Source organism: Pedobacter sp. ok626 (assembly GCF_900100435.1).
Classification (GTDB): Bacteria; Bacteroidota; Bacteroidia; order Sphingobacteriales; family Sphingobacteriaceae; genus Pedobacter.
Window position 1 is genome coordinate 146,741 of the sequence record NZ_FNEX01000014.1, and the last position, 22,077, is coordinate 168,817.

Genomic DNA, 22,077 nt, shown 5'->3' on the forward strand with positions numbered 1-22,077 from the left:
CATGAAACAATTAAAATATATAACTATTGTTCTTTTACTGCTGGTTAGCCAATTGGGTTGTAAAAAGGGTTTCCTGGATTCATATCCTAAAAACAGCCTTTCGGCAGGGACCTTTTATAAAACTGAAGATGATTTTATTAATGCAACTAACGGTATCTATGATGCTTTACAGTCGGACAGGGAGCTAAGTTTTTTTCCCATGACGGACATTGCTACGCCTTATGCAGGTTTTGGTGATTCGCGCTTTGGCCAATATGAAAATGGTATTTTTGGCGTAAACTCTGGATATCTGATGGCAAATACATTCTGGATTGCCTGGTACAGGGTGATTTTTAGGGCAAATCTAGTTTTAGATCATATTGATGGGGAGGGTGTGACTATTTCTGTTAAAGCGCAGAACCGCTTAAAAGGCGAAGCTTTATTTCTGCGTTCATTAGCTTATTTTTATCTAACCTATCTTTATGGAGATGTTCCATTGATCCTTAAAGAACAAAAGTATGAGGAGTTGCTTGTTCCACGCAATTCCAGGGCAGAGATTGTAGCGCAATTGATAAAGGACTTAAAGTCTGCCGAATTACTTTTGCCTTCCGTAACGGAGTATCGCACCAATAAAGCTTTACTTGGACGTGCGAGTAGAGGAGCAGCAAAGTCACTGCTTGGAAAGGTATACGTTTACGAAAAAAGATGGCCAGAGGCTGAGGCGAAATTAAATGAGGTCATCAATATTGATAAAGATTACGATCTGGAACCTAAGTTTCTGGATCTATTTTGGCCATCAACAGAAAATGGTAAAGAGTCTATATTCGAAGTCCAATATATGGGTGGTGTTAAGGAAGGAAATTCTTATGTACGTTTTGCTGCGCCTTCTACACTGTCGCAAATTTCTACCTCAGGCTTTAGCTATGTAACACCGACAGAATATTATACAGATCTATTTGAAACCACAAATGGCTATTCTGTAAGCAGTACTTTTGTGAGCAAGGCTAATGCCGCTCCAGGAGCTGGGCCTGGAATTGTTTATAAATTTAATTATCAATCTCCTGACCCTACATTTAACCCTAACCAGCCCTACACGAATCGTGATCCTCGTTTGGCCTGGACGGTGTGGTATGAAAACACGCCCTATATTACCGAATTTCAATCTCGGACCGGGCAGAGTGGTATCACTTATAAGCAGAGTTATGCAACGGATAATGGCCATAGTACGGTTAAATATATCATCGGTAAGCTAGATTTAACTGCCGGAGATAGTCCAGGTAACCTTATTATTATGCGCTATGCTGATATATTATTGTTATATGCTGAGACATTAATAGAATTAAACAGAACTGCGGATGCTGCTATTTATATCAATAAAGTGCGCCAGCGGCCAAGTGTAATGATGCCTACTTTACAAACCTTGCAGACTGTAAGAGGAGAGGCTATCATTTCTGATCAGGCTAAGATGCGCAATTTTGTACGAGAAGAGAGATATCGTGAGCTCGCTTTTGAATGGGGCCATATGTACATGGATCAGATCAGATGGGATGTTTTTGCTGATGAAATGGTAAAATACTGGACTGCTAATAAATTAGGTAGTGGTAGTCCTGCGCTGGGTACTTTTGATAAACGCCATTATTTGTGGCCTATTCCATCTGAAGAGCGGAGTAGAAATCCTAAACTTACTCAAAATCCGGGGTATAATTAAGGCCTACTGGAGCAGCCAATTGCTAGGATTCAATTTATTTTTATGGCGTGGGCCTGTACAGAATGATCTATTTTGTGCAGGCCTTGTCATTTTATTTAAAAGACAAACTTTTGCTACTATAATTTGTAATTTTAGCCTAATCTAGTTTATAATTAAATTATGGAAACGGATTATTTATCAAGTGTTCAAAAACAATTTGAGTATTATAAATCATTGGGTGAAAGAACTATCGCTCAAGTCCCTGAAGATAAGCTATTCTGGCAGGCCAATGAAGAGAGCAATAGCATTGCTACTATCGTAAAACACCTTTCAGGAAATATGCTTTCCCGCTGGACTGATTTCCTGACATCGGATGGAGAAAAGGCTACACGTGACAGGGAAGCTGAGTTTGATAACGATATCACTAATAAAGAAGCGCTGCTAAAACTATGGGGCGCTGGTTGGAAATGTTTTCTAGATACATTGTATGTACTGAAAGATGAGGATTTGAATAAAGAGATCTTTATCCGTAATATGGGACATACGGTTATTGAGGCTATTAACAGGCAGTTGGCGCACTATCCTTATCACATCGGTCAAATAGTATTTCTAGGGAAAATGATATGTGGACCAAGCTGGGTTTCTTTATCAATTCCAAGAGGGAAGTCAGATGTTTATAATGCAGAGAAATTTTCAAAACCAAAACATAAAGAACATTTTACTGACGAGTTTATTGAGAAAAAAAGAAAATTGTGATTATGACGATAATTGTTGCAACAGACTTTTCGGAGGTAGCGGAAAATGCAGTTGAATATGCCGCTGCCATAGCAAAACACAATAATGCCAGGCTGATTCTTTATAATTCCTTCGTGATTCCAATGCACGCGGCCAACACGCTTATGCCCGGTTCCAGCTTTCAGAAATTGTTAAACGAGAATGAGATCAGAATGATTGAAAGGTCATTGTCGCTTTCCCTTACTTATGACATTGAAGTAGAACATGAATTTTCGTTCTCATTTGTTGAAGATGAGTTGAAGGAATTGCTGATGAAGTATGATGTTGGGCTGGTGGTATTGGGCATGCATACCAAAACTTTAGAGCAGGATTTGTGGGGCAACACAACAACCAAAGCTATCAAGAAATTAAAATTGCCTGTATTGGCGGTACCATTGGGAGCCAAATTTGAAGGTGTTAAGAAAGTGCTTTTTGCTTGCGATGTGCTGAGTGGCGTTTCAGAAAAAGTACTGATAAACGTTAAAGAACTGGCCTTGAGTTTAAATGCTGAAGTTGAGGTTTTTAATGTGAATCAGGCGCTCGAAGAATTGAAGAAAGAAGTAGATGGGCTGGTCGCTAACAATACCATTGATGATGGCTTGGAAGGTATTACTTATTATTATAAACAGGTTAAATCAAATGCTGTAATTAAAGAGATTGAAAAGGAGATAGCAGTATTTGGTGCCGATATGCTAATCATGGTTCCTAAAAAATATGGCTTTTGGGCTTCCCTGGTTCATACCAGTAAGACCCGGATCATGGCCTCTGGCTTGCAAATTCCACTACTTTCTATTCCAATATAAACCTAAAGTTGTTCGGTTATGAACCAAATTAGTAAAAAAGGCTTGTTACTTTTGGCTATATTATCGCCCATATTAGCCGAAGCACAATTGAATAAAATATCAAAAAAATCTACAATGACTTATCCTATAACGAAAGAAGGAACTGTAAAAGACAATTATTTTGGAACAGAAGTAAGCGATCCATATCGCTGGTTGGAGGATGACCGTTCGGAAGAGACCAGAGCATGGGTAATTGCACAGAATGTGGTTACGCAAAAATATATGGCTCAGATTCCTTATCGTAATCTGATTAAAGCGCGTTTAACCCATTTGATGAATTATGAAAAGTACTCGCAACCTTTTAAGAAAGGTGCCTATACTTATTTTTATAAGAATACAGGCTTGCAAAACCAGAGTGTATTGTATCGCCAAAAGGGAGATCAGCAAGCAGAAATTTTCCTTGATCCTAATGACTTTTCTAAAGATGCCACCACATCTATGGCTAGCATCGATTTCTCTAAAGATGGCAGTCTGTGTGCTTATCAGCTTTCTGCTGGTGGCTCTGATTGGACTACTGTAGTGGTGATGAGAACTGCAGATAAAACTATTGTTGGCGATGCGCTTATCGACGTAAAATTTTCTGGCATAGCCTGGCAGGGTAACGAAGGCTTTTATTACTCTAGTTATGATAAACCTAAAGAGGGCAGCGAGCTATCGGGGCTGACTCAATACCATAAATTGTATTTTCATAAACTGGGTACAGATCAAAAGGATGACGTGCTGATCTTTGGTGGTGAAAAAACACCACGTAGATATGTTGGTGCGGAGCTGACTGAAGATGAACATTACCTGGTTATTTCGGCTGCGAATACAACTTCAGGGAATGAGCTTTATATCAAAGATCTTCAAGAGCCTGGATCTGGGATCATCAGTGTAGTTGGTAACTTTGATCAAAACCATTCTGTTATAGATAACGAAGGAACTAAGCTTTATATCTACTCCAATCTAAATGCGCCTAACGGACGCATCGTTACTGTTGAGGCTGCTGATCCGAAACCAGCAAATTGGAAGGAACTGATCAAAGAAACTGCAAATGTGCTAACGCCATCTACTGGTGGTGGCAAGTTGTTTGCCAATTATATTGTAGATGCGGTTACTAAAGTATTGCAGTACGATATGAATGGCAAACTGGAACATGAAATTGAGCTTCCTGGCTTGGGAACGGCTATAGGCTTTAGCAGTAAAAAAGAAGAAAAGGAATTGTTTTATACTTTTACTTCTTATGTATATCCTACTACCATCTTTAAATATGATGTAGTGGATGGAAAATCAACTTTATATAAAAAATCTGGGGTAGATTTTAATCCTTTACAATACGAGTCAAAGCAATTCTTTTATGCCTCTAAAGATGGAACAAAAGTGCCAATCATCATCACCTATAAAAAGGGAATTTCCTTAAACGGTAAAAATCCGACTGTCCTGTATGGTTACGGAGGATTTAACATTAGTCTTACACCCGCTTTTAGCACTTCTGTCGTTGCTTTATTAGAGCAGGGTGGGATTTATGCTGTGGCTAATTTACGTGGCGGTGGTGAGTATGGGGAACAATGGCATCTGGCAGGCACAAAATTGCAAAAGCAAAATGTGTTTGATGATTTTATTGCTGCTGCGGAATACCTGATAGCTCAGAAATACACTTCTAAGGAGTATCTGGCCAGTATGGGCGGTTCTAATGGTGGTCTATTGGTAGGGGCTACAATGGCACAGCGACCAGATTTATTTAAAGTCACTTTTCCGGCAGTAGGTGTGCTGGATATGCTGCGCTATCATAAATTCACCTCGGGAGCTGGTTGGGCTTACGACTATGGCACATCAGAAGATAGTGAGCGGATGTTTGAATACTTGTATAAATACTCGCCGGTGCATGCCTTAAAACCTGGGGTTGCTTATCCTGCAACATTAATTACTACTGCAGATCATGACGACCGTGTAGTACCTGCGCACTCTTTTAAATTTGCCGCTACGTTGCAAAAAGATCAAGGTGGCGATGCTCCTGTACTAATCAGCATTCAGACTAATGCCGGACACGGGGCCGGAAAACCAACCGATAAGGCAATTGAAGAAATTGCAGATAAGTGGGCATTTATGTTCTACAACATGGGACTGGTTTATAAACCGCTACAGTAATTGACTATATTAGGTTCATTAAAAAAGCATAACATGAAACAAACAATTATCTTAATCGCATTTACCATTATGACTTTATATGCTTCGGCACAATCAAAGGACGAAACTAAAGTTGCAGAATTAACTGAAAAAATGCGTTTAGCTATGATTAGTGGCAATAAGGCTGAACTGGAAAACTTAGCATCCGCCAATTTAACTTACGGACATTCGACAGGAAAGATTCAAGATAAAGCGGCTTTTGTAACCGCCTTATCAACCAAGGCATCTGATTTTAAAAGTATCGAATTGTCAGAACAATCTATTACTGTTGCAGGCAAAACGGCAATAGTTCGTCACATTTTAAAAGGCGATACGAACGATGGGGGAATCCCAGGGAAAGTTAATCTTGGTATAGTACTGGTATGGGAAAAAGAGGCAGGCGAATGGAAATTACTGGCCAGACGCGCGTTTAAGGTCAATTACTAATCAAGAATGCTCTTATGCATTCTTGATTAGTATAGACTCTAATACATTTGCAGCATCATCACATTTGTCGGCGGCCATTTCAAGCATCTGTAATACTTCTTTTTGTTTGATGAGTTCAATGGCATCTTGTTCATCATCAAATAGTATGGCAATAGCAGTATTACAAATCTGATCTGCTTTACTTTCTCCTGCATTTATCCTTAGGCAGACCTCCGCAATTAATTGAGGATTTTTAAAACCTCTTAGTTCTTTAATGGCACTTTCCAGATCTGTACACATCTCAAAAAGTAATTGGGCCAGGTTTATCATGGCTTTGTTTATCGTTCTGATATTGTACAGATCTATATTTATTCCAGCTGCATAGATGTAATCTGCGATATCATCCAGGGCACTTACCAATGCGTGAATGTCTTCGCGATCGAAGGGCGTAATAAAGGTTTTTCCCAATCCCAAAAAAATAGCGTGCGTAATGTCGTCGCCAGTCTGTTCAAGCTTTTCAACTTCCTTAATGTGTTCTCTTCTTTTAACCTGGTCTTTTGAAGTTACGGTATCCACCAATGCTCCTGATATTTTTACAAGGTTACTTCCTGCCTGTTCAAAAAGAGGTTGGAATAGTTTGTCCTTTGGACTAAAGAAATTGAAAATGCTGCTCATAGTATTTTTGCTTTTAACAAAAATATAGTTGCATTGTTAAGCCATTATGAAATGTAATGTCTATTAACCTGCAGCTAGCAGCTAATTATTTATTTTGCTGAAAAACTTAGACACATCTTTTTCATTGCTGGAATAGAAATCAAGATTCTTATCTTTTCCATACAAATACAATGATGGGTATTGTTTAGGGTGAAACAAGGGGATAAAGATGTAGTCACGGTCTTGTAATACAGTAACATTTTTCATAGTCTTTAATGGTTTTCCAAAGTTATCCATAAAGTAATTGATGGAGCGAAATTCATCTTGCGAAACGAGGTAAAGGTTCACGTCAGTCAGTTCTTTACTTCGTTTTGAGAGATTCGATGCTACGTGTTGACAATGCTCACAAGTGGCATCAAATAATATAATAAGCGATTTTGTGCCTTTAGGAATTTGATCTGTAGTAAAAGTCTTTCCATCTGCTTTATAAAAAACTGCTTTAGGCATTGCTGTGCCTGGAGTAGGTGTTTGTGCAGAAAGGCTTAGCGAACTTAGGCTAATTATAAAGGCAATAAATAGTTGTTTCATAGCAGATGATTTTAATACGGCTACTAATATAAATAAATAGCCTTTTAAATAGAATCTTATAGTATTTTAAATGCCTTTTGTGTACAGCTCTGAAGGGAAAAGCAAGCTAAAGGCGCTGCCTTTTTGTACTTCAGAGCTGACCTTAATTTCAATGCCATGATATTGGCAAATGCTTTTTACAATAGAAAGACCGAGTCCATGTCCTACGTTTTCTGATAGGTTGGTTTTTCTGAAACGGTCAAATATAAATCCCTGTTCTTCTACCGAAATGCCAATACCACTGTCAGAAATAGTAATTAAGTAGCCTTTATTGGTCAATTCATCATTAATCGTAATACTTCCCTGATCTACGTTATACTTAATGGCATTATTGATCAGGTTATAGAACAATTGAAATAGTAAATCGTGATTTACGCCTTTTAATAATGGATTCTTAGCCAGTTTAATTTCAATATTAAGCCCTTTTTCTTCCAAACGATGACTGATTTCTTCAATAACTTCATTGACAAGGTCCGCTGGTTTTACAGCATCTGATTTGACGAACTGCTCATTTTCTATTCTGGATATCAGGAGCAATGAATTTGAAATCTTCTTTAGCCTGTTTAGCGTCTTCATCATTTCCACAATCTTGAGTATTACAGTATCACTCAATTGCTCGTCACCAATAAGGTTCTCCATTTTATTTTGAAGGATACTGATCGGGGTCATCAATTCATGGGAAGCATTGGCTGTAAATTCACGTTCTTTTTCAAATGCCTCATTAATTTGATCCATCAAGGATACCAACGATTCATCAAGGTATTTAAAATCAAATGTAGAGGTACGAACGGGAGGGGAGTAATCTTTAAAAGGGAATTTCCTGTTGATCAGTTTTGATTTAATGATTTTTCCTAAAGGACTAATGAGGGTACGTGTAAAGAGGAGGTCGAATAATAAACTGGCAATGATCAGTCCAATAAGCACATATAGCGCTGTGCGTTGCAATGGTTTGTTGTATTGATTGATGCTGTTTATCGTTTTTCCAATTTCGAGTAAGTAGGGTTTTTGATCGAAATTAAAAGTATGCATCAGGATTCTGTAGGTTAGTGTATCCTGCTCTACTACCCGTTGAGCCGTTTTTATGGTGTCGATTTCGACGCCTGTTGGTGCAGGTTCTAAAGCAATATACTCCTCTTTAAGCATGGTGTAACTTCCATAGCTATCGTCGTTCTGCAGGTAATGATTAATGCCTTTTTGCTGCACTATTTTGATCACCTTATCCTGTTGTCTGCGTAAAGAATACGTCGTGTATTCGGCAACAATGCCATCCACCAGAAAAGGTAACAAAACAATGAAAAGTAAAACTACAGCCAGTTTAGAACCGGTAATGAACAGGATTAATTTTGAGGATAGTTTCACGTTATTTTTTTATTCTATAGCCTACTCCGCGTACTGTTTCCAGGAAATCTGTAGGGGCCCAGGCGTTTAGTTTCTTCCGGATGTTTTTAATATGAGCATCAATATAGTTTGAGTCGTAATCATCATCTGCAAAAGTACCCCAGATGTGTTCGCTTAGCTGTGCCCTGGTTAATACCCGGTTATTGTGGAGGAACAGGTAGCTAAGTAGATCAAACTCTTTACGTGACAGTTCAATCTGGTTTTCCTGAAACAGGATAAGCCTTTTTTGCAGGTCCAGGTTAAAATCACCTAATGGCAATAGCTCTTCTTTAACATTGAATTTCCGGCGCGCGATGGCTTGCATTCGGGATTGTAATTCTAGTAATGAGAAAGGTTTTGGCAGGTAATCATCTGCGCCAAGGTCGAGACCAGCAATACGATCTTCCAGGTTACCTCTTGCAGTAAGAATGATGTATGCAGCGTCTGGATTGTATTTTTTCGCTTTTGGGAGTAAGCTTAGGCCATCTCCATCAGGCAAGCCAAGATCAAGCAGAATGAAATCATAGCTGTTCATCTCCATCTTTTCAAGGCCATCTTTAATATTGTGTGCCAGATCACAGATGTAAAAAGCCTTTTTTAGGAAATCTTCCATTTCATAGGCCAGCGTTTTCTCATCCTCTACAATCAAAACTTTCATTCCTAGTGTCTTCTTTTGTTATCCTGTGGCCTCTCTCTCTTGTCAGAAGGTTTAACCTCGCCTGGTTTTTCTTGTTTTCTGGATTGTGGTACTTCCTTTACTTCCGGTTTTTTAGTGTCCTTTTTCTTATCTCTTTTATCTTGATAAAAACTAGAGCTGGAATTCCGGGATGTATTATAGTAATTACGGGCAAAAGTGCCTATAGGAAGCCATATGATAACTAGGGCTGTAATGAATGACCGAAATAAGAGATTAATGTTCATGTTGTAAATATAATAAAGCGCCAGAAAACGAAGGTACCCATTTCTACTATTACAAAGCTGCTCACTGAAGATGAAATTAAGATGAAAAAGAAAAATATATTAAATAATTTCAAAATTTCATCTTGATTTCATGTTCGGTTTGGAGATTTGATTCAACAACACACAAATGAAATATTAAATATTAAGGTCATGAGAAAGTTAATCGTATTAGGAATCCTTGGTGTAATAGGATGGATGCCTTTCAAGGCAGAGGCACAGGTAAGCATAAGTGTAAATATTGGTTCTCAGCCTTTATGGGGACCTGTAGGATATGATTATGTAGATAATTATTATTTACCAGAAATAGAATGCTATTACAATGTACCAAGAAGGCAGTTCATTTATTTGGACAATAGCAGGTGGATCTTCTCTGCTTCTCTTCCTTCAAGATATAGAGGGTACGATCTTTATAGTGGTTACAAAGTAGTTGTAAACTCTAGGGATCCGTACAGGAATTTTGACAGAGATAGGGTTGCTTATGCCAGATACAGATCGGTTAGAGGTCAGCAGGTAATCAGGTACAGTAATGATTCAAGATATTATGTAGTGAAAGGGCATCCGCATGGAATGCCTCCTGGACAAGCTAAAAAGTACTATTCAAGAAGTAACGATAGAGACCATGGAGGATGGGATCGTGGTGACAGAGGACATGGTAGAGATCGTGATGATCACGACAGAGGTGGTAGAGATCACGATAGAGGTGGTAGAGATCACGGTCGCGGAAGACATTAGTAAACACACAATTAAACCAAGGGTGCTACGCTGTACGTATGCACCCTTTTTTTTAATGTTTAATAACGATTTAAATGCTATTGATTGGTAATGATTTTTCCACCGAAACCTCGTTCGGCATCACCTGGAGCAATTAAACCAGTTGAAATTACAGTGTAAGATTTACCAGCTTTAAGTTCAATGCTGCTTAATGGATCTCCTAATGTAGCGCCGGTTGCTTTATTTCTAAATTCTAAAATATATGCTTTTGCTTCTACTTCGATAAATTCGCTATTGGCTTTATAAGCTTTGTTCTCTATAAGAACGCTCCCTTCTTTAACGGCAAGGTCTAATGCTGGTGCATCTGGAGATAGGTTGATAAACCTAACAAAAGCCTTAGTAGAGCTCATGCTACCCAGATTATCTTTGACTTTAAAGAAATCCATGTTTGCGCCTTTGTCAATAAGGAAAAGTGAATTAACCGTATTTGCTTCTAATGCAACGTCTTTGGTGATGATGCTTGCTGAACTACTTGCAGTTGTAAATTTAACGCTATGCGTACCAGGGCTAGTTTGAAAGTAACCAGTCGTTCCATTATAAGGTACCGCACCACCAGTATTTATCACACTTTGATCCATATAAATGTTAAAGGTGGCAGTCGTAGGAGAAGTATTCGTAATACTTAAAAAAGCTACCTCTGGTGTCGGTGCGGGATCTTTTGAACAAGAATTAAGGATTAAGGTGCTGATAGATAATAAAGTAAATGCGCTAAATCTTTTAAGATTTTTGATCGTCGGTTGAATAGAGATGTTCATGTTTAAGTTTTAAGATTTGTGAATGTAACTGTTATAAAGACGTACAATGTCATGCTAACGCTACAATAAAATTTAAAAAATCTGATTACATTAGAGCTTTAACCAGTGAAATGCTGTTTGAGTACTAAAAATAAAACACAAAATGAAGGTAATTATAGGTTCAGATCATGCCGGATTCAATTATAAAACCATATTGATTGTGGCTTTAAAGGAAAAGGGCTATGATGTAGTTGATTTAGGGACAAATAGTGAGTCGCCGACTGATTATCCAGATCATGCAGCTGATGTAGCCAATGCAATTATTGATGAAAAGGGCGATCGGGGGATATTGATTTGTGGTAGCGCCGTCGGTGTAAGTATAGCCGCCAATAAATTTAAAGGGATAAGGGCAGGAGTATGCCATGATACCTATTCGGCTCATCAATCTGTGGAGCATGACGACGTAAATATTCTTTGCATGGGCGAACGTGTAATTGGGATTGAACTGGCAAAAGACATTGTCTTTGCTTTTTTAAACGCCACCTTCACTGGCGAGGAACGCCATGTTTTAAGATTAGCAAAAATTACGGCAATTGAGAATGAAAACCTTTAGAATTTAGATGAAATTATACCAGTATATTTTGCTTGCGCTTGCCGTTTTTACGCTTCATCAATGCCAAACCCATAAAAGGACGATTGAAGTTAATAAGGAGATTGTTCCTGATACCACCAACTCACCGGTTATTTCAGCAGCTGCAGCGATTAAATTGATGCGCGTAGAGGATGGATTTGAAGTTAAGCTTGTCGCGGATGAACCACTTGTTGTAGCTCCAGTGGCATTAACTTTTGATCCTCGAGGTAGGATTTGGGCGGTCGAGATGGTAGGTTATATGCCTGATGTGAATGGCAAAGGTGAAGATAAGCCGAACGGGAAAATTGTAATCCTTGAAGATAAGAATGGTGATGGGCTAATGGATGATAGGAAAGTATTTCTGGATTCCTTGATTTTACCAAGGGCCATTTGTTTGGTTGACGGTGGTATATTGGTGGCAGAGTCGCCAAACCTATGGTTTTATGAGATTAAAAATGATCATCCTGGTAAACGGATATTGGTAGACGGTAAGTATGCCGATGAGGGGAATGTGGAACATCAGCCTAATGGTTTGTTAAGAGCCATGGACAATTGGATTTATAATGCAAAGTCGAGCAAAAGATACCGAAAAATAGGCGATAAATGGGTGATAGAGGATACGCATTTTAGGGGGCAATGGGGGATTAGTCAGGATAATTATGGACGCTTGTACTATAATGATAATTCCACCAACCTGGTGGGTGACTACTTTAGCCCGGGTTTTGGGGCTACGAATAGCAATCAGCGTAACGTTGAAGGTTATTCGGAAAGGATAGTCAAAGACAACAGGGTTTATCCAGCCCGACCTACCCCAGGTGTAAATAGGGGCTATATGCCGGGAGTGTTGGATGATAGTTTGCGTTTGAAAAATTTTACAGCTGCATGTGGTCCGGTTATTTATCGTGCTGGATTATTTGGTGCTGAATATGATTTTAATGCATTTGTTGCAGAGCCAGTAGCGAATTTAATCAAGAGAGATATCTTAAAGGAAAAAGGTTACATAGTAAGTGGTGAACAAGCCTATTCCAGAAAAGAGTTTTTGGCCAGTATCGATGAACGGTTCAGGCCAGTCAGTTTATATAATGGAATGGATGGAGCATTGTATGTCGTAGATATGTACCGCGGTATCATACAGCATAAAACTTATGTTACGCCTTATTTGCGCGACAAGATCTTAAGCAGAAAGCTAACTGAACCGTTAAGTTGTGGTAGGATTTATAAGGTAGTTCCAAAAAACAAGCAGGCTATTGCTGTAAAGTTTAGCGAAGACCCTAAGGCACTTGTAGAGTTACTAGGGAACGGTAATGGTCAGGTACGCGATATGGCTCAGCAAATGTTGATTGATGGAAAAAACAAAGCCGCTATTCCTTTTTTAAGAGCCGCAATTCAAAGCACAAGCCAACCGTTGAGGGCAATTCATGCGATGTGGGTGTTAGAGGGACTATCGGCTTTGCAAACCAACGAAGTGCTGGCTTTGCTAAAAGCAGAAACCTGGCCGTTGAGAATGCAAGCCTTAAGCGTTTTACCATCTGTAATCAATGGAACTTCTTATAGATATTATATGGATGCGCTTGCGCAATTACTACATGAAAATGATGAGCTGGCAGCTCCATATATAGCTTATGCAGCAAATTATATTAAGCCATTTAATGCAGAGGGCGCTCAATCTCTCTTGATCAGTTTGGTTAAAAAGTATCCCAATAACCCTTACGTTTCTAGTGCGGTGCTTAGCGGTTTAGTTCATTCTGAAGAAGTTTTTGCAAACTCCATAGCTTATTTACTGCCGGATACGAATTTGAGGATAAATAAACAATTGACAGAGCTGATTACCAGGGTTAGAAATTCACAGAAGAATAAAGATCCACTAATACAGGCTAAACTATATCCTAAAGGTGCTGCTTTATTTGCTTTTAGTTGTCAAACCTGTCATGCTGCGGATGGGAATGGAGTCAATTCACTTGCACCACCTTTGAATAAATCTGAATGGGTGACGGGAAATAAAGAGAAATTGATTTCAATTGTGTTGTATGGACTGACCGGGCCTGTTAAGATTAATGGGCATGTATATGAATCTCCAGAAATTTCAGGTGATATGCCTGGTATCGCGCATAGCGAGGAAATATCTGACGATGACGTGGCGCAAGTACTTAGTTTTATCCGGGGTTCATGGCAAAATAACGCAGGTAAAGTTAGTATTGAGGAAGTGGGCAAGGTTCGTAAGCGACATAAGGGTAGAGAGAAAGCATTCACAATTGAAGAATTACAGGCCAAATAGCTATGTGAAATGTGAATAACATGTTGATAAGCTGTTGATAGACTGTTGAAAAGATGTTTGTATTTTGACTTAAATATGTTTGTTTTAAGTGAATAAAGTTTGTAAATTAGATCTATCAATTACGAAGTACTTTGACAGTCTGAAAGAAATACACCAAAAAGAAATACTTGGCCTCCGGGCAAAAGCTTCTGGAAATTTCGAGGGATCAGCAAGGGATCAGATTCAAAGGAAACTGCGAGGAAGACCTAAGATAACCATGAGTCGAAAGACAAAGGGACGTCAGCCGAATCCGGAACAGACATTATTATCAAATGAAACAGCCTACGGGATGAATCAAGAGAGTAATTTAGACGGGTTTCAAAGTTCTTAGGAACTAAGAACACTACGAAATGTAAAGTAATAAATCGGATTGATGCTTTTCTTACAGCTAAGGCTGCAGGAAGAGTGGAAACGGAGACCTTAAATCGAAAGAAGAGAGGCTCCGTTTTCTTTTTGTATGCCAATCTCATAATTATTCTGGAAATGCTTATATGGTTTATTACTAGGCTAATAGCGTGTAATTTTTTCCTCTATTATCGGCTATATTAGTAATGTTTTTTTTAACCTCTTAAATATCAAAGCATTATTACTAATAGCATTGCCTGTAATTAGGCTTTGTTTTTTGCTAACCTTAAATTAAATTTTAATGAAAAACAAATTGATTATAGCCGGAATTCTCGGCTGCTTTGCATTTCTAGTTTCTTCCTGTAAAAAAGAAACAAGCTCGATGTCTGAAGAGCTAATTACGAGTAAGGCCAGCGCTAGTGCGGTCAATCCATCCAGTAACATTGGTATACTATCTACGCTATGGGATGGGGATGCTAATTTGGGTACAGGTGTTTTTAAAACTTTAAATGTGGATGCTCCGGCTACATTGGCGGCAGTGAACAATGCCACTTACGGTAAAATATGGAGATTTACAAAAGCCATAGGAAGTAACCGTTGTGAAGTACACGCTGCCCAAAATTTTGATGCAGTAGAGGGTGACGATATTTATTTGGGTTGGAGGTCGCAGTTGAGTATGACTTCATCTGTTACAACAAATGCATTGTTTCAGTGGAAGGCTTATGGTGCGAATATGACGCAGAATTATCCTATTGTTTTTAAAACTGTAAGTGGTAATTTTAAATTAATGCATACTGCGTCAGGCGGAGCAAACACATTTATATGGAGCGCACCAGTAAGTGTGAACAACTGGAATACTTTTGTTTTAAGAATAAAGGTTTCTCGTGATGCAGCGATAGGGTTTATGGAGTTTTGGTTCAATGGAGTGAAGCAGAATTTGAGTAATGGTACACAAAGGTATTATGGACGTACATTAGATGCAGAGTACTGTGATCCTAAATGGGGGGTATATGGAGCAAGTTCTGAGTTGATAGAAAATAGGGTTCATGGATTAAAAATCGCATCTACTTATGCAGAGGCTGCTCCCTGATTTAAATAGTTAGTCCGTGTTTCTTTTGATACGAACTAAGTTCAATGGAGGTTTAAAATTTAGCTAAATTACTATAGGGCGTCCTTTTGGATGCCCTAATTGTTTTAGCCTTATCAATACAAATCTTTTTTGCTATTTTTATATACCATGAAAAAAGCTGCTAATCATCCTTCTTTAGAGAAAAAGATCTTCGTCCTTGATACTTCTGTTATTCTTTACGACCATAATGCATTTAAAAACTTTCAGGAACATGATGTAGCCATTCCAATACAGGTATTGGAAGAACTGGATAACATGAAAAATGGCAATGAAACCCGTAATGCCGAAGCACGCAGTTTTATCCGGTTAATGGATAATGCCTCTGGGGATCGGATTATGAACCAATGGATACCTTTGAATGGCAGTAAGAGCGGCCGTTTTAAAGTAGTAATGGATAATAAGCCTGATAAACTTGATGCGGAGGAAGTTTTTGGCAAAGGTAAATTCGATCACCGCATTTTAAATGCCGCCTTGAGCCTTAAACAGGAATTTCCGGAAAAACGGGTGGTGTTGGTATCGAAGGATATTTGTCTGCGTTTAAAAGCAAAATCACTGGAGCTGCATGCCGAAGATTATGAAACAGGCAAAATTAAAAATGTAGAAGAGCTATATACCGGAAAGGCTGTGTTGACAAATATTGCGGATGAGGTTTTTAAAACACTTAAAGCAGAGGGTAGTTTTGATGCAACGGGCCTGGATATTGTTGATATTGAGGCTAACCATTTTTGCATTTTGAAAGGTAAGCGCAAAACAACAACCGCTTATTACAATACAAAATCAGGCAGACTTTTTCCTGTCGCTCCCCGAACTATATTTAACATATCTCCAAGAAACGACGAGCAATCTTTTGCCATAAATGCCCTGCTCAATCCTGATATTAAATTGGTCACCATACAAGGAAAGGCCGGAACCGGAAAGACCTTACTTGCCATTGCCAGTGCTTTGGAACAACGTAAAGATTACAGGCAGATCTATGTAACGCGGCCAATTGTGGCTTTGAGCAATAAGGATATTGGTTTTTTACCAGGAGATGTAAAGTCTAAAATAGATCCTTATATGGCCCCAATATGGGATAGTCTAAGATTTATAAAAGAACAATACAATGATGATCCAAAAATGCAAGCCAGGATTGATGACTTTGTAAGTACGGAGAAAATCGTAATTACGCCCTTGGCTTACATTAGAGGTAGAACTTTAAGCAAGATCTTTTTTATTGTAGATGAAGCACAGAACTTAACACCACACGAAATCAAGACCATTATTTCAAGGGCAGGAGAAGATACTAAGATCATCTTTACTGGTGATGTTTACCAAATCGATACTCCCTATCTGGATGCAGAGAGTAACGGCTTGTCTTACCTGATCGAAAATGCAAAAGATCATGCTTTGTATGCACATATTACTTTAGATAAAGGAGAGCGAAGTGAGCTGGCAAACCTTGCTAACGATCTTTTGTAAATGTTATATCCAGACATTTGAATACTTTTAATAAATTGTTTTACCTTAAAAAATCGAATATGAAAAAAATTGTATTGTTGTTAGTGGTTGGCCTTGCTATAGCAGGCTGCTCTAGCGTAAAATCAGGGACAGATAAGAATCTGGTAATTTTACAGGGAAAAGTTGAGCCTTTGGGGATGACTACCTTTCAGTATGGAACACATACCATAAACTCCGCTAATAAAACTTATGCATTAAAAAGTACTAGAGTTAACCTTAAAGATTATGAAGGAAAAGAGGTAACTGTAAAAGGTGTGAAGGTAGCTGGTTATCCGATTGATGGTGGTCCTGAATTTATTGATGTGCAGGAAGTAAGCAATAAATAGGTATTCCCCCAATAAAAAAAATTATAGATTGCGTAGGCAAATCTTATTTCATGAAACGACTAACTTTAATGATTCCCATTCTGATGATTTTATCATGTCAGCAGAATACTAAAAAAACTACTACTGAAAACCAGGTTATGGTTGATGATCCGCATTCCTTTTCTAAGCCATCAATAGCTTATGTAACACACCTTGACCTTGATTTAAAGGTTAATTTTGAGCAACAGCAAATCACTGGAAAGGCAATCTGGACAATTAATAACAAGGCTAAGGCTCAGGAGATTATATTTGATGATAGTAAGTTGAATATTGAAAAAATTACATTAGGAGCTGACGAGAAGGAAACGACCTTTACATTTGGTTCCGAAACAGAATATTTAGGTAAGGCTTTAAAAGTCGCAATCGCTCCTGAAACTAAGTTGATCAATATTTACTATACAACAGGTAAAGATGCAAGTGCTTTACAATGGCTTAATCCGCAACAAACCGCCGGAAAGAAACGACCGTATCTTTTTACGCAATCAGAAAGCATAGCAGCACGTAGCTGGGTGCCTTGTCAGGATAGTCCCGGGATTAGATTTACTTATAATGCTACGGTACAAGTACCGGCAGATTTACTGGCTTTAATGAGTGCTGAAAATCCACAGGCTAAAAATAGTTCCGGTATTTATCAGTTTAAGCAGGTACATCCCATCCCTTCTTATTTATTAGCACTTGCAGTAGGGGATATAGCCTTTAAGGCTGTAGATGAACGCACTGGTGTGTATGCTGAACCTTCAGTATTGGAAAAAGCAACATGGGAATTTGCTGATATGGGCAAAATGGTACATGCTGCAGAAAAGCTTTATGGCCCATACAGATGGGGTAGATACGATTTGTTGGTATTGCCCCCAAGTTTTCCTTTTGGAGGGATGGAAAATCCTAACCTAACTTTTATAACTCCAACTATAATAGCTGGTGATCGTTCATTGGTGAGTATTATATGTCATGAACTGGCCCATAGCTGGAGTGGCAATCTGGTTACAAATGCTACCTGGAATGACTTCTGGTTAAATGAAGGCTTCACCAATTATTTCGAGCGTCGGATGGATGAAGAGTTATACGGTAAAAACGAAGCTGAAATGCAAGAAGTATTTGCAAAACAAGCTTTGGAAGCTGCTGTGAAAGATATGGGGGCTGATAATAAAGATACCTATTTAAAAACGGATTACACTGGTCGCAATCCAGATGAAGGAACAAACGATATTGCTTACGAAAAAGGCTTTTTCTTTTTAAAGACGATTGAAGCGGCTGTAGGCAGAGAAAAGTTTGATGCTTTTTTAAGAGGATATTTTGATGGTCATGCTTTCCAGTCTTTAACTACTGAACAGTTTTTGGATTACCTCAATAAAAACCTGATCAAGGGTGATAAAGCGCTTGAGGATAAGATCGACATTCAGAAATGGGTATACGGTACTGGTATTCCAGCTAATGTAGCTGCGGTTGGCTCTGCGCGCTTTAAAGCTATTGATGCATCAGTTGTCAACTGGCGTAAAACTGGCGCTGTAAAAGGCTTGAGTAAGGAAATCGTATCGAGCAATGAAAGACGTTATTTCATTAGTCAGCTACCAGCTACGCTGACCGCTAAAGATATGGCTGCGTTGGATGCTGAATTTGGTTTTACCACTTCTAACAATACAGATATACAATTGGCTTGGTATGAGTTGGCTATACGTCATCATTATACAGCTGCCGATGCACGCATTAAGGCTTACTTGCTCGAGAATGGAAGGATGTGGCACATTATTCCATTGTATAAAGAAATGATGGCTACACATGAAGGATTAAAAAGAGCAAGAGATATTTACAAATTAGCAAGACCAAATTATCATCCTATGACTTATCTGGCTATTGATAAGTTGTTGAAATAGGACATTTAGATAGGCCGTTAGTTTTTCTGGACAAACTGATGTCTTATGCTACATATATCTGTCCTTAAAATAGTATTAAAGCTAATTTTATCCGTTTTTAATTATTGGCACAGAGTTTGTCTTTAATGAAACGGTTTAGTTTGGTTTAGGTTGATCTGTGGTGGATCGACCTTATAAACGGGAATAGTCTCTCCGACTTATTCCCGTTTCTCATTTAAAGCCCTTTGGTCGCCTTTGTATACTGCCTGATAATAACTATTTTTAAGTTTAGTCGTTGTTACTAAGAGTTTTAGTGATTCGGGCAAATTAAAGCTTAGAAAAAAGATACTGAATTGATATTCTTTTTTTACAATTGCAATATGAATAAAGCCAAGTTATATATATCTAAACTTGTTTATAATAAATTCTTTTGGCAGCTGTTTGTAGCGATTTTTATGATTGCTATGGCAATATTCTTTATCCGACAGGAACACATTGAAGTAATCAAGATTAAAGACCAGCTGAGTAGGAGCCATCCACTGTATATATTTTTGGGCATAGTTTTAACTCTTGTGTACATTGCAGCACAGGGCTTAATGTATGTGCACAGTTTTAAGGCCCTAAACAAGCCTTTGCCACTAACACTGGCTACACAATTGTTTCTGAAGAGGAATTTGGTAAGCATTTTTCTACCCGCCGGTGGATTTTCTTCATTGGTTTTTTTTACGAAGGAGATTGAAAAAAAGGGAATAACCAAGTCGCAAATACACCTGGCATCTACATTATTTGGCTTTTGTAGTATTTTATCTGTGGTTGTTGTGGCTATTCCTGTATTGGCCATAGCTTTATTGTTTACCAAAATTGGAACAGCTGAACTGTTGAGTTTTGTGTTTCTTTTGCTACTTACTGCTGCATTTATTTTGCTGATTTATTCTATATCTATAAAAGGTAAAGCTTATGGTTGGCTCTCCAGAATAAGACCTTCACTATCTACTGTATTGGATGATATGATTAATGAAAAGATCATTAGAAGGCAGTTTTGGATTACCCTTTTTGTTTCTATAGGCATCGAAGTAATTGGTATTATTCATCTTTATATAGCTATGTTAGCACTGGGGCTTGATGCCAGCTGGCCTGCTGCAATAATTGGTTATATTGTGATGGTGATCCTATTGATAGCTTCGCCCTTTTTAAGAGGTTTAGGAGCAATAGAAGTGTCACTCACCTTTGTGTTGCAGCAGTTTGGTTTTCCCATTCTCGCTGCAGCAACCATCACCTTGTTATTTAGGTTCTTCGAATTTTGGTTGCCCTTACTTGCTGGTTTGTTCAGCTTTATTACAAAGAAGGACAATGTGATCCTTAGGATATTACCCGCCTGTATAATCCTTGTTTTGGGTATTGTGAATATCATATCTGCCATTACCCCAGCTATACCTACACGTTTGCGGATGGTTAAGAACTTGTTGCCAGAAGATTTAATCGTAACCAGTAATACACTTGTATTAGTTTTTGGTTTGATCCTGGTTATCATCAGTATATTTTTATTGCAAGGATCTAAGCGTGCCTGGTATGCAGCTATATTTCTAACGGTTTTCTCTTTATTTGGACACTTGATTAAGGCTGCAGATTACGAAGAAGCAGTGTTGGCATTTATAGCGTGTTCTGTGTTGATATATACGCGTAACTCTTATAGACTTCGGCCAAATGCCCGATTGGTTGCTATTGATTACATGGTTTTAATATATGCCATACTTGCTGTGTTGGCATATGGTGTATTGGGCTTTTATTTTATAGATAAAAGACATTTTGGGATTGATTTTCATATTATGCAGGCGTTGAAGGCTGTATTGCAATTGTTCTTTTTAATTGATGATCATGGCATGACGCCGCTTACCCGATTTGGTGAGCGCTTTCAGGATTCTATATACATATCTGGGGCGGCGGTGATACTTTTTGTTGTTTTTAGCGTATTTAGACCTTACTTTTCTAAACCCTACAACTCAACAGAAGATTTTGATCTCGCCAGGAGGTTATTAGATAAATACGGCACATCAGCTTTGGATTATTTCAAGGTATACCCTGACAAATTTCTGTTTTTTAACGCAAGTAAAACTGCTTTTATCAGCTTTAAGCTTACCCGTCATTTTGCAATAGTATTGGAAAATCCTGTTGCTGAGAACGAGGCTGAGCAAACAGCTATGATTGCTTCATTTGAAGAATTCTGTGCGCAAAATGGCTTTATAAGCGCTTATTATAGAGTTCCTGAACATTCCTTAGGCATGTATACTGCCATGAAATATAAGCATATTCCTATTGGCGAGGAGGCCGTATTGAATCTTACCACTTTTACACTCGATGGTGGTAAAATGAAAACCACCAGAAGTGCGATAAGCAGGCTGACAGCGGAAGGCTATTGTTTCAAAGTATATAAGGAACCCATAAAAGAAGGTTTGTTGCAGAAATTAGAAAAGGTGTCTGATAATTGGCTGGATGAGTTGAAGCAAAAGGAGGTAGCTTTTACACAAGGTGTTTTTGATACCAGTATTTTAAAAGCGCAAACCATTATTACTGTAGAGGATGAAGAAGAGAAGGTGTACGCATTTTTGAACTTAATTCCAGATTATGTACCAGGTGAGGCGACTTATGATTTGATTAGAAAGGTATGTGATGCACCTAATGGTGTCCTGGATATGCTGTTGGCTAAGACTTTTATTTATTTGAAAGAGGAGGGATACACGGCTGTAAACATGGGACTTGCACCGCTGTCTGGCATGGAGAAGGTGAACATCACCCAGAAAACGATTAAATATGCCTACGAGAATTTTAAAATGTTTGGCCAGTTTAAAGGCCTAAGAAAATATAAAGAGAAATTCTACCCAAACTGGAACAAGAAGTATTTGATTTATAGTCATAATTACCACCTTTTACAAGTGCCTTCAGCTTTAAAAAGAGTCTCTGAAGGTAATTAAG

General features: G+C 38.4%; 19 protein-coding genes. 13 read left to right on the forward strand and 6 right to left on the reverse strand.

Going from position 1 to position 22,077, the window contains the following annotated elements:
- Nucleotide 1 precedes the first annotated feature (1 nt).
- The 5 genes from BLS35_RS18995 (at nt 2) to BLS35_RS19015 (ending at nt 5,874) form a co-directional block, all read left to right on the forward strand.
- Entirely contained in the window at nt 2–1,687 is a 1,686-nt protein-coding gene (locus BLS35_RS18995) for a RagB/SusD family nutrient uptake outer membrane protein (protein WP_090784141.1), read from the forward strand.
- Nucleotides 1,688–1,846: 159 nt separating this feature from the next.
- Nucleotides 1,847–2,422: a DUF1572 family protein gene (locus tag BLS35_RS19000; RefSeq protein ID WP_090784144.1), complete on the forward strand. Its 576-nt coding sequence runs from the start codon at nt 1,847–1,849 to the stop codon at nt 2,420–2,422.
- Between the two features lie 2 nt (nt 2,423–2,424).
- Nucleotides 2,425–3,243 carry a universal stress protein gene (locus BLS35_RS19005; RefSeq protein ID WP_090784146.1) on the forward strand — a complete coding sequence of 273 codons (819 nt, stop codon included), beginning with the start codon at nt 2,425–2,427 and terminating at the stop codon, nt 3,241–3,243.
- A gap of 18 nt (nt 3,244–3,261) precedes the next feature.
- Complete coding sequence (locus BLS35_RS19010; protein WP_090784150.1) at nt 3,262–5,409, forward strand: prolyl oligopeptidase family serine peptidase; 2,148 nt, start codon at nt 3,262–3,264, stop codon at nt 5,407–5,409.
- 33 nt (nt 5,410–5,442) lie between these two features.
- A complete protein-coding gene (locus BLS35_RS19015; protein WP_090784154.1) occupies nt 5,443–5,874 on the forward strand; it encodes a nuclear transport factor 2 family protein in 432 nt (143 codons plus the stop codon).
- A gap of 12 nt (nt 5,875–5,886) precedes the next feature.
- Here the strand turns inward: BLS35_RS19015 and BLS35_RS19020 are convergent, their stop codons facing one another.
- The 5 genes from BLS35_RS19020 to BLS35_RS19040 form a co-directional block, all read right to left on the reverse strand.
- A complete protein-coding gene (locus BLS35_RS19020; RefSeq protein WP_090784158.1) occupies nt 5,887–6,528 on the reverse strand; it encodes a DUF47 domain-containing protein in 642 nt (213 codons plus the stop codon).
- 81 nt (nt 6,529–6,609) lie between these two features.
- The gene (locus tag BLS35_RS19025) at nt 6,610–7,095 is read right to left on the reverse strand and encodes a redoxin domain-containing protein (RefSeq protein WP_090784162.1); all 486 of its coding nucleotides are present in this window, start codon (nt 7,093–7,095) and stop codon (nt 6,610–6,612) included.
- Nucleotides 7,096–7,161: 66 nt separating this feature from the next.
- Nucleotides 7,162–8,493 carry a sensor histidine kinase gene (locus BLS35_RS19030; RefSeq protein ID WP_090784165.1) on the reverse strand — a complete coding sequence of 444 codons (1,332 nt, stop codon included), beginning with the start codon at nt 8,491–8,493 and terminating at the stop codon, nt 7,162–7,164.
- Nucleotide 8,494: 1 nt separating this feature from the next.
- A complete protein-coding gene (locus BLS35_RS19035; protein ID WP_090784168.1) occupies nt 8,495–9,169 on the reverse strand; it encodes a response regulator transcription factor in 675 nt (224 codons plus the stop codon).
- A 2-nt stretch (nt 9,170–9,171) separates the two neighbouring features.
- Entirely contained in the window at nt 9,172–9,432 is a 261-nt protein-coding gene (locus tag BLS35_RS19040; protein ID WP_090784170.1) for a hypothetical protein, read from the reverse strand.
- Between the two features lie 189 nt (nt 9,433–9,621).
- Between BLS35_RS19040 and BLS35_RS19045 the strand changes: the two genes are divergently transcribed.
- On the forward strand, nt 9,622–10,203 hold the full coding sequence (locus BLS35_RS19045; RefSeq protein WP_207909137.1) for a hypothetical protein: 582 nt from the start codon (nt 9,622–9,624) through the stop codon (nt 10,201–10,203).
- Nucleotides 10,204–10,280: 77 nt separating this feature from the next.
- Here BLS35_RS19045 and BLS35_RS19050 read toward each other — a convergent pair whose 3' ends face one another.
- On the reverse strand, nt 10,281–10,997 hold the full coding sequence (locus BLS35_RS19050) for a DUF4397 domain-containing protein (protein ID WP_090784172.1): 717 nt from the start codon (nt 10,995–10,997) through the stop codon (nt 10,281–10,283).
- A gap of 142 nt (nt 10,998–11,139) precedes the next feature.
- Between BLS35_RS19050 and rpiB the strand changes: the two genes are divergently transcribed.
- The 7 genes from rpiB to BLS35_RS19090 all read left to right on the forward strand — a co-directional run bounded on the left by rpiB (nt 11,140) and on the right by BLS35_RS19090 (nt 22,076).
- Nucleotides 11,140–11,589, forward strand: coding sequence for a ribose 5-phosphate isomerase B (rpiB, locus tag BLS35_RS19055; RefSeq protein ID WP_090784175.1), 450 nt, complete (start codon nt 11,140–11,142; stop codon nt 11,587–11,589).
- A 7-nt stretch (nt 11,590–11,596) separates the two neighbouring features.
- Nucleotides 11,597–13,882 carry a DUF7133 domain-containing protein gene (locus tag BLS35_RS19060; RefSeq protein ID WP_090784178.1) on the forward strand — a complete coding sequence of 762 codons (2,286 nt, stop codon included), beginning with the start codon at nt 11,597–11,599 and terminating at the stop codon, nt 13,880–13,882.
- A 685-nt stretch (nt 13,883–14,567) separates the two neighbouring features.
- Entirely contained in the window at nt 14,568–15,356 is a 789-nt protein-coding gene (locus tag BLS35_RS19070) for a heparin lyase I family protein (protein WP_090784183.1), read from the forward strand.
- Between the two features lie 147 nt (nt 15,357–15,503).
- Nucleotides 15,504–16,853, forward strand: a complete 1,350-nt coding sequence (locus BLS35_RS19075; protein ID WP_090784185.1) for a PhoH family protein — start codon at nt 15,504–15,506, stop codon at nt 16,851–16,853.
- 59 nt (nt 16,854–16,912) lie between these two features.
- A complete protein-coding gene (locus BLS35_RS19080) occupies nt 16,913–17,218 on the forward strand; it encodes a hypothetical protein (RefSeq protein ID WP_132226023.1) in 306 nt (101 codons plus the stop codon).
- 50 nt (nt 17,219–17,268) lie between these two features.
- Nucleotides 17,269–19,128, forward strand: coding sequence for a M1 family metallopeptidase (locus BLS35_RS19085; protein WP_090784191.1), 1,860 nt, complete (start codon nt 17,269–17,271; stop codon nt 19,126–19,128).
- 359 nt (nt 19,129–19,487) lie between these two features.
- Complete coding sequence (locus BLS35_RS19090) at nt 19,488–22,076, forward strand: phosphatidylglycerol lysyltransferase domain-containing protein (protein WP_090784194.1); 2,589 nt, start codon at nt 19,488–19,490, stop codon at nt 22,074–22,076.
- The last annotated feature ends 1 nt before the right edge of the window (nt 22,077 follow it).

What these genes read in the sequence shown, in the direction of transcription:
- BLS35_RS18995 (WP_090784141.1), top strand. Translation starts at nt 2, where the DNA reads ATGAAACAATTAAAATATATAACTATTGTTCTTTTACTGCTGGTTAGC.
- BLS35_RS19000 (WP_090784144.1), top strand. Translation starts at nt 1,847, where the DNA reads ATGGAAACGGATTATTTATCAAGTGTTCAAAAACAATTTGAGTATTAT.
- BLS35_RS19005 (WP_090784146.1), top strand. Translation starts at nt 2,425, where the DNA reads ATGACGATAATTGTTGCAACAGACTTTTCGGAGGTAGCGGAAAATGCA.
- BLS35_RS19010 (WP_090784150.1), top strand. Translation starts at nt 3,262, where the DNA reads ATGAACCAAATTAGTAAAAAAGGCTTGTTACTTTTGGCTATATTATCG.
- BLS35_RS19015 (WP_090784154.1), top strand. Translation starts at nt 5,443, where the DNA reads ATGAAACAAACAATTATCTTAATCGCATTTACCATTATGACTTTATAT.
- BLS35_RS19020 (WP_090784158.1), bottom strand. Translation starts at nt 6,528, where the DNA reads ATGAGCAGCATTTTCAATTTCTTTAGTCCAAAGGACAAACTATTCCAA.
- BLS35_RS19025 (WP_090784162.1), bottom strand. Translation starts at nt 7,095, where the DNA reads ATGAAACAACTATTTATTGCCTTTATAATTAGCCTAAGTTCGCTAAGC.
- BLS35_RS19035 (WP_090784168.1), bottom strand. Translation starts at nt 9,169, where the DNA reads ATGAAAGTTTTGATTGTAGAGGATGAGAAAACGCTGGCCTATGAAATG.
- BLS35_RS19040 (WP_090784170.1), bottom strand. Translation starts at nt 9,432, where the DNA reads ATGAACATTAATCTCTTATTTCGGTCATTCATTACAGCCCTAGTTATC.
- BLS35_RS19045 (WP_207909137.1), top strand. Translation starts at nt 9,622, where the DNA reads ATGAGAAAGTTAATCGTATTAGGAATCCTTGGTGTAATAGGATGGATG.
- BLS35_RS19050 (WP_090784172.1), bottom strand. Translation starts at nt 10,997, where the DNA reads ATGAACATCTCTATTCAACCGACGATCAAAAATCTTAAAAGATTTAGC.
- rpiB (WP_090784175.1), top strand. Translation starts at nt 11,140, where the DNA reads ATGAAGGTAATTATAGGTTCAGATCATGCCGGATTCAATTATAAAACC.
- BLS35_RS19060 (WP_090784178.1), top strand. Translation starts at nt 11,597, where the DNA reads ATGAAATTATACCAGTATATTTTGCTTGCGCTTGCCGTTTTTACGCTT.
- BLS35_RS19070 (WP_090784183.1), top strand. Translation starts at nt 14,568, where the DNA reads ATGAAAAACAAATTGATTATAGCCGGAATTCTCGGCTGCTTTGCATTT.
- BLS35_RS19075 (WP_090784185.1), top strand. Translation starts at nt 15,504, where the DNA reads ATGAAAAAAGCTGCTAATCATCCTTCTTTAGAGAAAAAGATCTTCGTC.
- BLS35_RS19080 (WP_132226023.1), top strand. Translation starts at nt 16,913, where the DNA reads ATGAAAAAAATTGTATTGTTGTTAGTGGTTGGCCTTGCTATAGCAGGC.
- BLS35_RS19085 (WP_090784191.1), top strand. Translation starts at nt 17,269, where the DNA reads ATGAAACGACTAACTTTAATGATTCCCATTCTGATGATTTTATCATGT.
- BLS35_RS19090 (WP_090784194.1), top strand. Translation starts at nt 19,488, where the DNA reads ATGAATAAAGCCAAGTTATATATATCTAAACTTGTTTATAATAAATTC.